This is a genomic window from Chitinophaga sp. RCC_12 (assembly GCF_041360695.1).
In the GTDB taxonomy this organism is placed as follows: Bacteria; Bacteroidota; Bacteroidia; order Chitinophagales; family Chitinophagaceae; genus Chitinophaga.
Genome location: NZ_JBFUPS010000003.1, coordinates 340,367 through 354,636 on the forward strand (window position 1 = coordinate 340,367; position 14,270 = coordinate 354,636).

At 48.3% G+C, this 14,270-nt stretch carries 8 protein-coding genes; all 8 read left to right on the forward strand.

Annotated features, from left to right (window positions below):
* The first annotated feature begins 20 nt into the window (after positions 1-20).
* Positions 21-3,410: a SusC/RagA family TonB-linked outer membrane protein gene (locus AB6805_RS11115; RefSeq protein WP_370909495.1), complete on the forward strand. Its 3,390-nt coding sequence runs from the start codon at positions 21-23 to the stop codon at positions 3,408-3,410.
* A gap of 17 nt (positions 3,411-3,427) precedes the next feature.
* Positions 3,428-5,029, forward strand: a complete 1,602-nt coding sequence (locus AB6805_RS11120; protein ID WP_370909496.1) for a RagB/SusD family nutrient uptake outer membrane protein — start codon at positions 3,428-3,430, stop codon at positions 5,027-5,029.
* Between the two features lie 108 nt (positions 5,030-5,137).
* Entirely contained in the window at positions 5,138-6,574 is a 1,437-nt protein-coding gene (locus AB6805_RS11125; protein WP_370909497.1) for a hypothetical protein, read from the forward strand.
* Positions 6,575-6,602: 28 nt separating this feature from the next.
* On the forward strand, positions 6,603-7,391 hold the full coding sequence (locus tag AB6805_RS11130; RefSeq protein WP_370909498.1) for a patatin-like phospholipase family protein: 789 nt from the start codon (positions 6,603-6,605) through the stop codon (positions 7,389-7,391).
* A 71-nt stretch (positions 7,392-7,462) separates the two neighbouring features.
* Positions 7,463-8,158, forward strand: coding sequence for a FadR/GntR family transcriptional regulator (locus AB6805_RS11135; RefSeq protein ID WP_370909499.1), 696 nt, complete (start codon positions 7,463-7,465; stop codon positions 8,156-8,158).
* Between the two features lie 192 nt (positions 8,159-8,350).
* Positions 8,351-11,725, forward strand: coding sequence for a SusC/RagA family TonB-linked outer membrane protein (locus AB6805_RS11140; protein ID WP_370909500.1), 3,375 nt, complete (start codon positions 8,351-8,353; stop codon positions 11,723-11,725).
* A gap of 18 nt (positions 11,726-11,743) precedes the next feature.
* Positions 11,744-13,315: a RagB/SusD family nutrient uptake outer membrane protein gene (locus AB6805_RS11145; protein WP_370909501.1), complete on the forward strand. Its 1,572-nt coding sequence runs from the start codon at positions 11,744-11,746 to the stop codon at positions 13,313-13,315.
* Between the two features lie 22 nt (positions 13,316-13,337).
* Positions 13,338-14,255 (forward strand): dihydrodipicolinate synthase family protein, encoded by a 918-nt coding sequence (locus AB6805_RS11150; RefSeq protein ID WP_370909502.1) that lies wholly within the window; start codon positions 13,338-13,340, stop codon positions 14,253-14,255.
* Positions 14,256-14,270 lie beyond the last annotated feature (15 nt).

A 14,270-nucleotide genomic window follows, 5' to 3' on the forward strand; every position in this document is an offset into this window, starting at 1 on the left:
GCTCCTGAAAATTTCAACACATGAAAATGACATTTACTTCCGCTGATCAGCATACCCGCAGCAGCGGGCCTGCTGTATCCCGCATCAAACGTTTCCTGCTAATGGGATGTGCCCTGTTGCCAGCTACCTTCGGATACGCCAGGCAAACCGGGTTGAGCGAAAAAGTGAAACTGGATATTTCCCGTGCCTCCCTTTCCCAGGTGCTGAGCGCACTGGGCCACCAGAGCAGCTTTACATTTAATTATGTAAAACAGGACTTCGACAAAATTATTGTCAGGGATTACAAACCGGATAATATTACGTTGAACGAAGCCCTCAACATGCTCCGTAGTAAATCAGGTATAGAGTACAGCGTAAGCGACAAAGCAATCCTGCTCAGGAAAGCGGAAAAAGATCCGGAAGTACAAACCAGCCAGGCAGTCGCCCGCAAAATTACCGGCCGTGTAACCACTGAAGATAAAGAACCTATTCCCGGCGTATCTGTCTGGGTAAAAGGTACTAAAACAAGAACAGTTACAGATGCTGATGGCAAATTTGAAATCACCTTGGAAAACGATAAAGCAATTCTCAGCTTCAGTTATGTAGGCTATGAAACCGTGGAAATGCCTGCCGGTAGCTCAGATACGGTGAACCTGACGTTGAAAACCAGCAACAACGCATTGAATGAAGTAGTGGTACTGGGTTATGGCACCGCAAAAAAAGGTGACCTCTCCGCTGCCGTAGCAGTAGTGCCAGACATGAAACAGATCAAAGAACGCCCGGTACTGGATGTTGCCAATATGATACAGGGTAAAGTACCTGGTATCACCGTGGTAAGCAATGGTGGACATACCAGTAATGCCAACAAGGTAACCATTCGTGGTGTGGGCTCTGCCAACAGCGAAAATGTACTGTATGTGGTGGATGGTGTGCCAGGCGCCCCTTACAACCCTGCAGATGTGGAATCGATCACGGTGCTGAAAGATGCGGCTTCCGCAGCTATTTACGGCGCTTTCTCCGGTTCGGCAGGGGTTATCCTCATCACTACCCGCCAGGCAACACAAGGATTGCCTACTGTACAGTATACCGGCTTCGTAGGCGCTAAACAACCATGGCGTACATTGCAGTCGCTCACCGCGGAAGAACAGGGCAGGGTATCCAACCTCGCGCAAACCAATGCCGGATTACCCCCGCTCGAAGGATGGAATCCTGCTAAAAACCCGGATGGCCTGGTAAACCGTACCGACTGGATGGATGAAATTTTCCGCACTGGCCTCGTACAACGGCACAATATCAGTGTAAACGCCGGAACAGATAAATTTTCTACCCTCTTCCAGGCGCGTTATGAAAAGGAAGAAGGTACGCTGATCAATACCTATAATAAAAATATTTCCCTGAGATTTAATGCAAATTATCAGTTTAGTAAGAACGTAAAACTGCGCCAGGATATCTTCTGGAATAACAACGATAACAGGGATGCAGAAACAGCCAGCGGTTACAGCGGCGCGATTCTCTCTGCGCTGTATATGCCCCGCTCTGCCACTCCGTATTACAGCGATGGCACCTTTGGCGGTGTGGGTCCGAGGGGTTCCCAGTATAACGGGATTTATGGAGATGTGATCAACCCGGTAGCTACCCTGTTGAGAAACAAACCCTATAACAAAAGAAACGACCTGCAGTCGGTAACAGAATTAACAGTATCTGATATTATCCCTGGCCTCACTTACCTTTCCCGTTTTTCTTACCGTCAGCAAAATGCACTGTGGAAGAATTTTGAGCCCAGAAGAACAGAACCCGGAAAACCAAATGACCAGAATACGTTAACTTATTCTACAGACAAAGGTTATAACTGGATCTGGGAAAATACCCTTAACTATAATAAAATCATCAACCGGCATAACATCGGTGTGATGGCCTCTATGACCGGCCAGGAAGAATCTAACCGCAATTTCTCCGCTGCTGCAAAAGGATTTGAAAATGAGGCAGACTGGGCCCAGTTTTTTACCAATGCCACCATCTTTGATCAGAATCTGCCGGCTGATGATGAATGGAAAGACCGGACAGTTTCCTACGTAGGAAGATTATCCTATAGCTGGGCAGACCGGTACTTTGTAACCGCCAGTTACCGTAATGATGTTGCCGGAAGATTAGCAGAAGGCTACCGCTCCAAAGGATTTCCGGGTGTAACCGCCGCATGGAAAATCAGCTCAGAGTCTTTCATGGATAATGTAAAATGGATGGACCTGCTCAAGATCAGGGGAAGCTGGGGCCGAATAGGTAACCTGGGCTCTATCGTACACTATTATGGTTATGCTAAACTCACACCGGATTATACTTTTCAGATCGGCGATGGTGCACCACGAAGCAACTCCCTGGCAATGACAGCAGCCTTCAATCCTTCACTTTCCTGGGAAACTTCACAGCAAACAGACATCGGTATTGATATCAGCCTGCTGAAACAACGCCTGTCCATTACCGCCGATTACTTTGATAAACTCACTTACGACCTGATCCAGCAACAGGCCGCCGCCTGGCCTAATACCTTTGGGCTGGATGCGCCCCTGATTAACAAAGGGGAAATCGGCAATAAAGGTGTGGAAGTTGCCGTATCCTGGAATGATCACGTAGGACAGCTGGGATATAACCTGAGCGCCAATATTGCCACATTAAAAAACAATGTGGAATACATCGATACTGATCCCTCCTCTGTAATGGTACACAATGATGCTTTCAGAGGAGTGCTCACGCCCTTCCGTTCTAAAGTTGGGCAACCATTTTATTCTTACTGGTTGATAAAAACTGCCGGTATCTTCCAATCAGACGACGAAGCCAAAGCCTACCAGAAAGATGGTAAGATGATCCAGCCCAGTGCGAAAGCCGGCGACCTGAAATTTGTAGATCAGAACGGCGATGGCGCCATTAATGATGGCGACCGTGTATACATGGGCAACGCATTCCCAAAACTCACTTATGGATTCACAGCCAGCTTCACCTGGAAAAATTTTGACCTGAGCCTGTTTATGCAGGGCGTAGGCGGCGTAAAGCTGTTCAACGCTTTCAAGATGACCACCTTAAGCGGCTCCGAACAGGGATACAATCGTTGGGATAAAATACTGGATGCCTGGTCTCCTGAAAATAAAGGATCCAACATCCCCCGTATCTCCGCAAATGATCCCAATAAAAATTTTCAGACCAACTCCGACTGGTATCTTGAAAATGGTAATTACCTGAGATTAAAGAACCTGCTGATCGGCTATACCTTTAAGAAAATGAGCTGGAACCAGGGCCTTCGCGTATACTTCAGCGGCGATAACCTGCTCACCATTACCAAATACACCGGCATGGACCCTGAAGTGGGCGGTATCGGTCTGGATGGTGGCCAGTTCCCGGTATCACGTGTGTTTTCCCTGGGTGCAAATATTAAATTCTGATCAAACCAAACGCTTTTATGAAAACAACATTCAAACATATATTTCTCGCGGGATCGCTGATGTTGAGTGCAAGTGCCTGTAACAAATGGGTGGATACAAAACCCAACGGCGCACCTACCACGGCTTACTTCTGGCAAAGTGACAATGATCTCCGGAAGGCTACCAACGACATGTACGTGGCCATGCGTAATGAATCTACCTGGGGCCGTGACCTTTTCTGGGTGCAGGACGCCAGCGACGACCTGATTGTAGGAAGGGCGAAGGCAGACGGTGAAAATATCAAGAACTTTATTCCAAGTGGCCGTGAAGGTTACCTGAAAAGCGGATGGGCGGATCTGTATAAAATGATCAACCGCGCCAACCAGGTGATCCAGAATGTACCCACTTCAAAAAATACCACGGAAGCGGCACGCAACCAGGCATTGGGCGAAGCGTATTTCATGCGCGGATTTGCACATTTCTGGGTGGCTTATCTCTGGGGGCATAAAGACCAGGGCGTTCCTTTCGACGGACCGGAAAATCCTGAATTCGGAAAACGTATTCCGCCTCAGCTGCCTTCTGTAACGGACAACTATGCACAAATCGTCAGCGATATGGAAAAGGCGGCGTCCCTGCTGCCCCTTTTTGAAACATATAGCACCTCCGACCAGGGACGCGCACACAGAGCTGCTGCATGGGGCTATATGGTAAAAGCATACGCTTACTGGGCACAGTACGATGCCTCCAAATGGTCGCTGATCCCTGCACTCGCTGATAAGATCAGGGATGAAGGTCACCGCGCCCTCATCAAAGGAAAAGAAAACAGCCAGCAGAATTACCGCGCTGTTTTCAGTATCGCCAATAACTGGAGCTCTGAATATATGTGGTCTGTTACTTCCGGTGTACAGGGTGGTTCAGAATTTCCGGGTGTAGTGCTGGAAAATACCGGCTGGGCTATTTTCAATGGCTGGGGCTATTTCCAGCCTACCGAAGAACTGTATGATGAATACGAAGCGAACGACCCAAGAAGGGAAGTAACCATCCTGAAATTTGGTGATAAGTTCACTTTCTTTGGCCTGGTGCGTTCTTACTATTCTACCAACAGCTTGTCGGGTTTCCAGATGAATAAATATATGGAACCTTACTCTTATGGTAAAGATGGCGTTATTACCACCAATACCAACATCAATCAGAGCCCGGATTATCCAACTACCGCACTCAATTTACCACTGATGCGCTATGCGGAAATACTGCTCTTTAAAGCAGAAGCGCTGATCAAACTGGGCAGGGCCGGCGAAGCCGCTGCACCGCTGAATGAAGTGCGCAGCCGCGTAGGACTGGCAGGTATTGCAAATCCTACGATGGAGGATCTCAAGCATGAGCGCCGCGTGGAACTGGCCTGCGAATGGACAGACCGCCTGCAGGATCTCAAGAGATGGGGCGATTATGCAAAGATCAATGCGCCTTTGCATGGCCGTATCCACAGCGATAAGGTAAATCCATTATCGTCTTATGAAATAAAACAGGTATGGCCGGCACGTAATTTTGACCCGGCCAAACATATGGCATGGCCCATGAATCCTGATGTAATTGCGCAGAGCAACGGTGTGTACAAACAGGTGCCGGGCTGGAGAAACTAAACGCGAATAGCGAACAATGATACAGGCGGATGGTAAGAGTAAAGATATTTATATATCTTCACCCTTACCATTCGCCTCTTTTGTTTCACTCCTTATGCTCATTGTATTATGCCACGGAAGTATTTGTTTACCACCATCCTCTTCTTTACTGCTCTTATGATCAGCTGTGCAGAACATGGTCCTGCACAAACGAGCCTCGCCACCATCGATTCCATACCGGTTACCAGCCGGCCGCTATTCAGGGATTTTATGGGTGTCAACGGCCATCTTACTTTCAAACCGGATTTATATAAGCAGGTGTGCCGGCTGGTACGCAGTTATCATAATATCAGCTGGGACGTAAAAGCACCCGGCGATCCCATCACCATCCCTAACACCATCAATAATATTAACTGGAAACGCGATGCTTATGGTCCTTGGAAAGAATCGGGATTTGAAACAGATATCTGTATGCAGTTCCTGGGGGTAGGATTGGGAAGCCCCAACTACAAACAGTTATGGGCCGGTAAGGAACAGTGGGCATATGATTACGGCAAAGCAATGGCAGCTTATTACGGTCCATCGGGAGCGGAAAAATTATGTACTTCCCTGGAAATTGATAATGAGCCGGGTACCAGGTTTGACCCGGCGCTTTTCAAAACCCTGTTTACAAAAATGGCCGAAGGGGTGCGTGCCGGTGATCCGGCTATGAAAATTGTTACACCGGCAGTAGCCGTAAAGGCAGATCCATATTCACAGGGATTGAATGATTTGTATATAGATAAAAAAATATTTCCCCTTTATGATGTGATCAATGTGCATACCTATCCTACCATAGAACAATCTGCCGGCAATGAAAACAGCTGGAACAGAAGTTATCCCGAAGATAATTCCCTGCAATATCTCAAAGTAATTGAAGACGCTATTGCGTGGCGCAATCAGCATGCAAAAGATAAAGAAGTATGGGTAACGGAATTCGGGTATGATGCGTGTACGCCGGAGGCCATGAAGCACCGGAAAGACTGGGCGCTGAAACTGAACTGGCAGGGAGCCAGCGATCTGCAACAGGCGCAGTACCTGGTGCGGTCCTTTCTGATGTTCGCCACGCTCGACATACGGCGTGCTTACCTGTATTACTATAATGATGAAGATGAAGCTTCTTTTCATGCTGCTTCGGGGCTTACACGGAATTTTGTTCCGAAGATGTCGTTCTGGGCGGTGAAGCAACTGTACCAGACATTGGGAGATTACCGTTTCCGGCGTGTAGTAAAAAAAGAAACGGATTCCCTGTATGTGTTTGAATTTATAAGGGGCGATGATCCGAAGATGCTGGTATGGGTGGCCTGGTCGCCTACCGGCGCCAAAACCCATCAGCAGAAAGGGTATCAGCCACATGTGGTAAATGCGGTACTGGATAATCTGCCATCGTTGCCGGTGAGCGCTACCGCCATGACCACCGCCGATGAACCTGCAAAACAGTTGAAGTGGGAGAAAACCGGGGATACTGCTGTGCGTTTAGAAGTAGGGGAGAGCCCCGTTTATATAATGTTTCAGACTGCCCCATAAAATGCCGGAGGTTTTTTATATTAGCCGGATGAATGATCAGCAAACCCGCCCATCTGTGAAACGCCCGTTTGTTTTATCCGGTGGTGGCGCCAGGGGATATGCCCACCTGGGCGTTTTAAAAGCATTTTCCGAACAGGATATTTACCCGGAAGCAATTTCGGCTACCAGTGCAGGTTCTATAGCAGCCGCTTTTATTTGTGATGGGTACAACACCGATGAGGTGAGGGAAATATTCCGGGTGCATAAGCTCGGGCTGTCGATGCATTGGCGGAACTGGCGTGCCGGTTTTCTGTCTCTCAAAAAAGTAGCAGAAGTACTAAAGCAAACACTCCGGCATCAGACATTTGAAGAACTGAATACGCCTTTGTATATCACCGCCACTGATTTTTTAACAGGCAATCAACGTATTTTCAGTGAAGGTCCCTTGATCCCGGCTATCCTGGCGGCGTCTTCTGTGCCGCTGCTGTTTCCGCCAGTGGAGATAAATGGTGTGCAGTATGTGGATGGCGGTCTTTCCGGCAACTTGCCCATAGAGCCGCTCCTGGCCGAATACCGCGATATCATTGGGGTGCATGTAAATCCGCTTACGCCTTACAACCCGGCAGAAGGCTTCCTGGCCAATGTAGAAAGAACCCTTCACCTGGCCATTCGTGAGCCGGTGTTGAAAAACAAGTTGCTGTGCAGCTATTTTATTGAACCAACAGACCTGGGTAAATTCGGTATGTTTGACTTCAAGCACCTGGAGGCTATTTATACAACGGGTCTTGAATATACCCGCCGTCAATTACAAGAGCAGCCGGTGATGCTGCATGAGTAAACGCATAGTATTGATGCGATCCTGGTGATCTGTTAATTTGTAGTACATTTAAACAAAATATCAGCTGGTTTATGGGAATTGAGAATTTACATATCGATATTGGAAAAGTGAGTTATAAAACGATGGCAGACGAGGTGGAAATGAAGCTGCTGGAATATCTCAAACGAAAATCGTTCAAACCCGGGGATGCCCTGCCAAAAGAAATGGAGCTGACAGCAGCCCTGGGAGTGAGCCGCAATGTATTGCGCGAGGCCCTCAGCCGCTTGAGAATGCTGGGCATGATTGAAACAAAAAAACGGCGAGGCATGGTACTGTCCAGCCCCGATATCCTGGGATCCATGGAACGTGTAATGGACCCGCTGATCATCGACGATACTACGCTGCAGGATATTTTTGAGTTGCGGCTTACCCTGGAAATGGGGCTGGCAGATATCCTGTATATCCGCAAAACAAAAAAGGATATTGAAGAACTGGAGAAAATTGCCCTCAGTCAGAAGACAACGCCCACCAAACAAAATTTCCGGATTAAGCATGAAGTAGAATTTCATGGTAAAATTTACCAGATGACCGGTAACCGCACCATGCAACGTTTTCAGACGATGCTGCTTCCTATTTTCGGATACCTGGTGAACGAAGAAAAAGTACCGATCGTAGGCAAGGTATCACATATCGATTTGGTAAACCTGTTGAAGAATGGCTCCCGGGAAGAATTCCGCGAAGGCATGCGGAAACATCTTGAACATCATTTCAAAAAGTTGAAAAAGTAAGCACGATAAGTTACGCCACTGCATTGCTCCAAAAGTGGCTATGGCCTTCGGTTTTATACATCCTTCCATACACAGCATTTTCTTTTTTTTGAAAAATGTTTTGCGGTATGGATTTTTTTAGGCAATTTTAATATGTAGTACATAAGTATTTAAGAATATTAGTACAAGTTAATTGTCTAAACAAATTCCCGTATGAAAATTGCTCTCAACAAACTGATGGGGGTACTCCTTGCCATTGCCATCAGTACAATAGCTGTAGCTCAACCAAAGAAAATCACCGGCAGGATCATCTCTTCAGAGGATCAGCAGCCACTGCCTGGTGTAAGCATTGTCATCAAAGGAAAGAAAACGGCCACCATCACCAACGCGGAAGGCTATTTCACCATAGCAGCCGCACCCGAAGATGTGCTACGCATTTCCTATATCGGGTTTACGCCGCAGGAAATCGCCGCAGGAAACCGTACTACGGTAAACATCTCCCTGGTATCCGCTACCTCTAAAATGGATGAAGTAATAGTAGTGGGATATGGCACACAAAAGAAGAGCAGCCTGACGGCATCAGTAGCACGACTGGACAAACGGATCCTCGAATCCGGTATCCGCGCCAACCCCGCACAGGCGCTGGCCGGCACCATTGCAGGGGTACGGGTATCCACCAACTCAGGTAAACCCGGCGCTATCCCCAACATCATTCTTCGCGGTGGTACCAACTTCGATGGCTCCGGCAGTCCACTCATCATCATCGACGGACAATTCCGCCCCTCTTTAAGTGATATCAACCCGGAAGATATTGCCAGTATGGAAGTACTGAAAGACGCATCCGCTACTGCCATCTACGGCGCCCGCGCCAGCAACGGCGTTATCATGATCACCACCAAAAGAGGAAAGTCGGGGACATCAGAAATTAACCTGAAAGTAAAAACAGGTTTCAACTATTTAAATTCTCCCTATACCTTACTCACCCCGGAAGAATATTTATACTGGGGAAGAAAAGCACTGATGGAAACCTATAAGGTAAACGGTAACCAAAGCCTGCTCAATGCTTCAGGGCCACGTGGTACCGGGAACGTTTATAAAGATGCCGATGGAAATATTGTAGACGGCAACTACAACCTCAATGCCTTATTCAGCCCCATGCGCCTCACCGATCAGAACAGGGAACTGCTCTCCGCCAACGACGGCTGGAAAGTGATGAAAGACGCTATCCCCACCAATGCCGCAGGGCAGTATGATCCCAATGGTACCTATGCAGATCTTATCTATAAAGGCTTCAGTTATGGAGACAATGCCTTTAATAAGAAATCACTTACACAGGATTATAATATCAGTATGACCGGTGGTAACGAAAAAGGCGCCTACTATGCCAACCTCGGTTATTATAACGAAGATGGTATTGCGCGCAAATCGTTTTACAAGCGACTGAATTTTACGCTCAACGGCGATTATAAAATAAGGACCTGGCTGAAGTCGGAAAGCAACGTGTCCTTTTCCCGCGCCAACTCCCGTGATCAGGCGCAAACCAGTGATGTGAATTACTGGGGGCGTTTGCTGATGGCCGCGCCTACCATGCGTGGCAGCAATACCAACGGGGAACCGCTCCTGGGAAGGAATGCAGGCGATGGTAACCCCGCCGTGAACATGGACAAATATTCCCGGAAAAACCAGGCGGATAAATTTACCCTCGCGCAATCTTTTAAAGTTGACCTGTACAAAGACCTCTACTTCAGAGTGGGCGCCATTCTCATGTACGACGAAAGCTTTAACGAATCATTCAATAAAGATTTCCGTACCGGCGTAATGAGTAAAACCGATCCCAACGCAGGATGGGACCGCACCCGCAACAGCAGTGCTGCCTTCGATCGCACGGTGCGTCAAACCTATAACGCAACCCTCCACTACAATAAAATTATTCACGACGATCACAGCATCGACGCCATGATCGGCGGTGAATTTTTTGACGCTTATAATTATGGTTTGTCGGCCAGCGGGAAACTGTCGCCAACAGATGATTTCCCGACATTGGGATTAACCTCCAGTGATGCCAACACCCGCGGGCAAAATTCGTATCACCTCCGGGAACGTATCTTCTCTGGCTTTGGGCGTATTAACTACGACTGGAAAGGAAAATACCTCGCTACGTTTACCGCCAGAAGGGACGGCTATTCCAGGCTGATAGGCGATAACCAGTATGGCCTGTTTCCCGGTGCTTCCGTGGGCTGGCTGCTGCACAAGGAAAACTTTATGGTGAATACCGGCAAGTGGCTATCCTTCCTGAAATTGCGCGGCAGCTGGGGAAAGAATGGTAACATCGGTGAAGTGGGAAAACGTTCCGACGGCACTATCGATGTATATTCCCTCCAGGGTGGCTACCCGGCTACTACCCGTTATGAAAGCGTGATCGGATTTTCATTGGGTAATATTCCCAACCCCGGCTTGCGGTGGGAGAAAACAAATACCGTTGAAGGCGCCGTGGAATACGGATTATTCAATAACCGCCTGAACGGAAGCATCGCTTATTACAACCGGATCACCACCGATAAAATTGCCAGCGTAAACCTGCCCGGATCCGCCGGTGTAGGCAGCATCCTCACCAACAACGGATCCATGCGGAACAGGGGATTTGAAGCAGACCTGAATTATAAAGTATTGCAGTCGGGCAACTGGAATGTTAGCGTGGGCGCTAATGTGGCGTGGAATAAAAATGTAGTGTTGAAATTGCCGTACAACGGAAATGAAAATAACCGCCAGAACGGGGTGCAGATCTATGATCCATCTACCGGCAGGCTTATATGGGCCGGCGGTTTGCAGGAAGGGCAGGAGCCGGGCGAAGTATTCGGCTATGTAACAGATGGCATCATCAGAACAACCGCTGATTTAGCGGCCTATAATAAAATAGATCTCGCTGCCGGCCAGGTACAGCTGAACAACGCCGCCGGCCGCCCGGTGGCCAGTCAGCAGCTGATAGATAAAAACGGGCTCACCGGATTCTGGGCTACCAGTCTCGGTGATATGAAATGGAAAGACCTCGACAGGAACGATACGATCGATTTCAGGGACCGCGTATCCTTAGGCCACACTATTCCGCGCTGGACCGGCGGGTTCAATGTAGCTGCCGGCTGGAAAGGATTACAGCTGTTTGCCCGTCTTGATTACGCCATCGGTTTTATGCAAATGGATGTAAAACAAATGTGGGCGCTCGGCAGCATGCAGGGCGAATTCAACGGCACTGACCTGGTGAAAGATACCTGGACACCGGAAAATCCCAACGCTAAATATCCCATCTATGTAAACCAGGATCAGCAGCTGAAAAAGAACTACGACCGTCACAGCGACATGTTCTGGAAAAACTCCAGCTATCTGGCTTTCCGCGAAGTAACGCTGAGCTACATAGTGCCGAAGAAGATACTTAATAACGCAAATATTGCGGGCTTAACGGTCATGGTCACCGGGCAAAACCTTGGATACATCAGCAATAAAATGCTGGCACTGCCGGAACGCACCGGGCAGCAGGATGGCGTATATACGATTCCCACATCACTGGTATTCTCCGCTAACCTCACCTTCTAACGCATCAAATCAGCACTCATGAAAACAACATATATTTTCCTGCTGGCACTGATAGTAACGGCTGCCAGCTCCTGTAAAAAAACATTGCAGTTGTCGCCGGAAGATTCTTTTGGAGATGTTAACTTCTGGAAGAATGAAGCACAGATCACCAGCTTTATGACAGGGCTGCATAACGAGTTCCGCAACGACCAGTTTCAATTCTTCCGGTTGGGGGAAATGCGTGGTGGTGGCTTCACCACGGAAGAAGCTTTTTCATTATCGTTGCAGGAAAGTCCCCTTATCGAGCAACGGTTGGAAGAAAACGTTTCCGGTGTGAACAATTGGGCCGGATTCTACGGACCCATCTTACAAATAAATCTCTTTATACAAAAAGTGGAAGCAGCCGGTTTTTTGGGAGATGATAAAAAGAAATACCTGCTTGGCCAGGCATATGCCATGAGGGCCTATTACTATTTTCACCTGTTACGTACTTATGGTGGTGTGCCGCTGCGGCTAACTCCTGATGTGGCTAACGGTGTAACAGATCCCGTATTACTGCGCATGCCACGGGCTACGGAAGCAGCAGTGCTGGCGTCGGTGAAGTCGGATGTGGATAAGGCGGTCACTAATTTTGGTACGGCGGCGGCAAAATCCAAAGGACAATGGTCGCCGGCGGCGGCATTAATGCTGAAAGGTGAAATATATTTATGGTCAGCCAGGGTGTATGGTAACACGGCGGATCTGGCCACCGCGAAATCGGCGCTCAATGCTGTAACAGGTACCAGTTTGTTGCCAAAGTTCAGCGACGTATTTGCTTATGCCAACAAGAAAAATAGCGAAATCATTTTTGCGATTTCTTTCATGGTAAACGAAGCGGAAATGTCCAGCGTATCATTGTTTACCTACGACCTGCCCGGTATGGCGCAGGACTGGTACGCGGATTCACTCGCCTCCGGGCCAAAGCTCACGGATCCGCTGAACATCGGACAGGTAAATTCAAAACAGATTATTCAACGTTACCGTTACAGTTTTAAATTATTCCAGACTTATGATCACCTGGACCAGCGCAAAGCGGCTACCTTTTACGATTTTTATAAAGTAGATAAAACCAGTGGAACACCCGTAGTGAAAGTGCGGAACACCGTATTGCGTAAATTCCTCGGCACTTTTGATGCCGTAACACAAAAGAGATATTTCTCCGACGACTGGCCCGTTTATCGCGAGGCCGACCGGCTGTTGATGCTGGCAGAAATAGTGAATGCAGAAGGGGGCGATCCGTCGCCTTATATCAAAGCCGTGCGCGACCGTGCCTTCGGCGGCCCTGGTATTGATCCGGCTCCTTTCGTAAATTCGTCTAAAGATGCCAATGAACTTGCCATCTTCGCAGAGCGCAGCAAAGAGTTTGTACATGAAGGCAAACGCTGGTACGATTTGCGCAGGATGAAATACGGCAATGAGCCGCTGGTATTTATCAATGCAGGCCATCCTTTTGGCGTGCTGAATAAAGCCACACAGGCATATAAAATATTATGGCCGATCGATGCCAACGTATGGACCACCGATTTGCTCGTTAACCAAACGCCCGGTTACGCTACTTCGAAACCCGAATAACCCAATATAAAAGTATCATTTCATGAAGCATGAACATATTGAAGGACTGATCGCTGCCGCATTTACGCCCTTTCACGGGGATGGCTCCCTGAACCTGGAGCTGGTACCCGCTTTAACAGACAAGCTGGTAAAAGACGGCTTAAAAGGAATATTTGTTTGCGGCAGCAATGGCGAAGGTCCAAACATGACCACCGAAGAAAGAATGCAGGTAGCAGAAGCATTTGTAAAAGCAGCCGCTAAGCGGTTGCTGATCATTGTGCACGTTGGTCACAGCAGCATCGCTGAGTCGCGGAAGCTGGCCGCCCATGCCGCCTCCATAGGTGCAGACGCCTTTTCCTCGGTGGCCGCATTTTATTTTAAGCCCACTTCGGTACAAGTGCTCGCCGATGCCATGGCGGATATTGCCGCTGCCGCGCCTGCACTGCCTTTTTACTATTATCATATTCCTACACTCACCGGTGTAGGCATGGATATGATGGAGTTCCTGGAAATAGCCGGCGACAGGATACCCAATCTTGCCGGTATCAAATACACCTCTTCCACCATCCAGGAATATCAATCCTGTTTTAATTATCAGGACGGCCGTTTTGATGTGCTGTTCGGCTTCGATGAGTTGTTGCTGCCCGCATTGGCTGTGGGCGCCAAAGGCGCTATTGGCAGCACCTATACCTTTGCCGCACCGCTGTATCTGCAAACAAAAGCGTATTTTGAAAAGGGCGATATAAAAGCCGCGCAGCAACAGCATTTATTCATGGTGGAGGTGATCAGGATCTTTGCGAAATACCCGCCCATACCGGCGCAGAAGGCGATTATGAAAATGCTGGGCTGGGACCTGGGGCCATGCCGGCTGCCATTAACCACGTTTACTCCCGCGCAATATGATAAATTGTATAAAGAGCTGGAAGCCATTTCATTTTTTCAGAAAGTACAGCATTCATGAAACACCTGCTTTATT

Excerpts from the sequence above, each read along its gene's own strand:
- AB6805_RS11115 (WP_370909495.1), top strand. The coding sequence starts at position 21 with ATGAAAATGACATTTACTTCCGCTGATCAGCATACCCGCAGCAGCGGG.
- AB6805_RS11120 (WP_370909496.1), top strand. The coding sequence starts at position 3,428 with ATGAAAACAACATTCAAACATATATTTCTCGCGGGATCGCTGATGTTG.
- AB6805_RS11125 (WP_370909497.1), top strand. The coding sequence starts at position 5,138 with ATGCCACGGAAGTATTTGTTTACCACCATCCTCTTCTTTACTGCTCTT.
- AB6805_RS11130 (WP_370909498.1), top strand. The coding sequence starts at position 6,603 with ATGAATGATCAGCAAACCCGCCCATCTGTGAAACGCCCGTTTGTTTTA.
- AB6805_RS11135 (WP_370909499.1), top strand. The coding sequence starts at position 7,463 with ATGGGAATTGAGAATTTACATATCGATATTGGAAAAGTGAGTTATAAA.
- AB6805_RS11140 (WP_370909500.1), top strand. The coding sequence starts at position 8,351 with ATGAAAATTGCTCTCAACAAACTGATGGGGGTACTCCTTGCCATTGCC.
- AB6805_RS11145 (WP_370909501.1), top strand. The coding sequence starts at position 11,744 with ATGAAAACAACATATATTTTCCTGCTGGCACTGATAGTAACGGCTGCC.
- AB6805_RS11150 (WP_370909502.1), top strand. The coding sequence starts at position 13,338 with ATGAAGCATGAACATATTGAAGGACTGATCGCTGCCGCATTTACGCCC.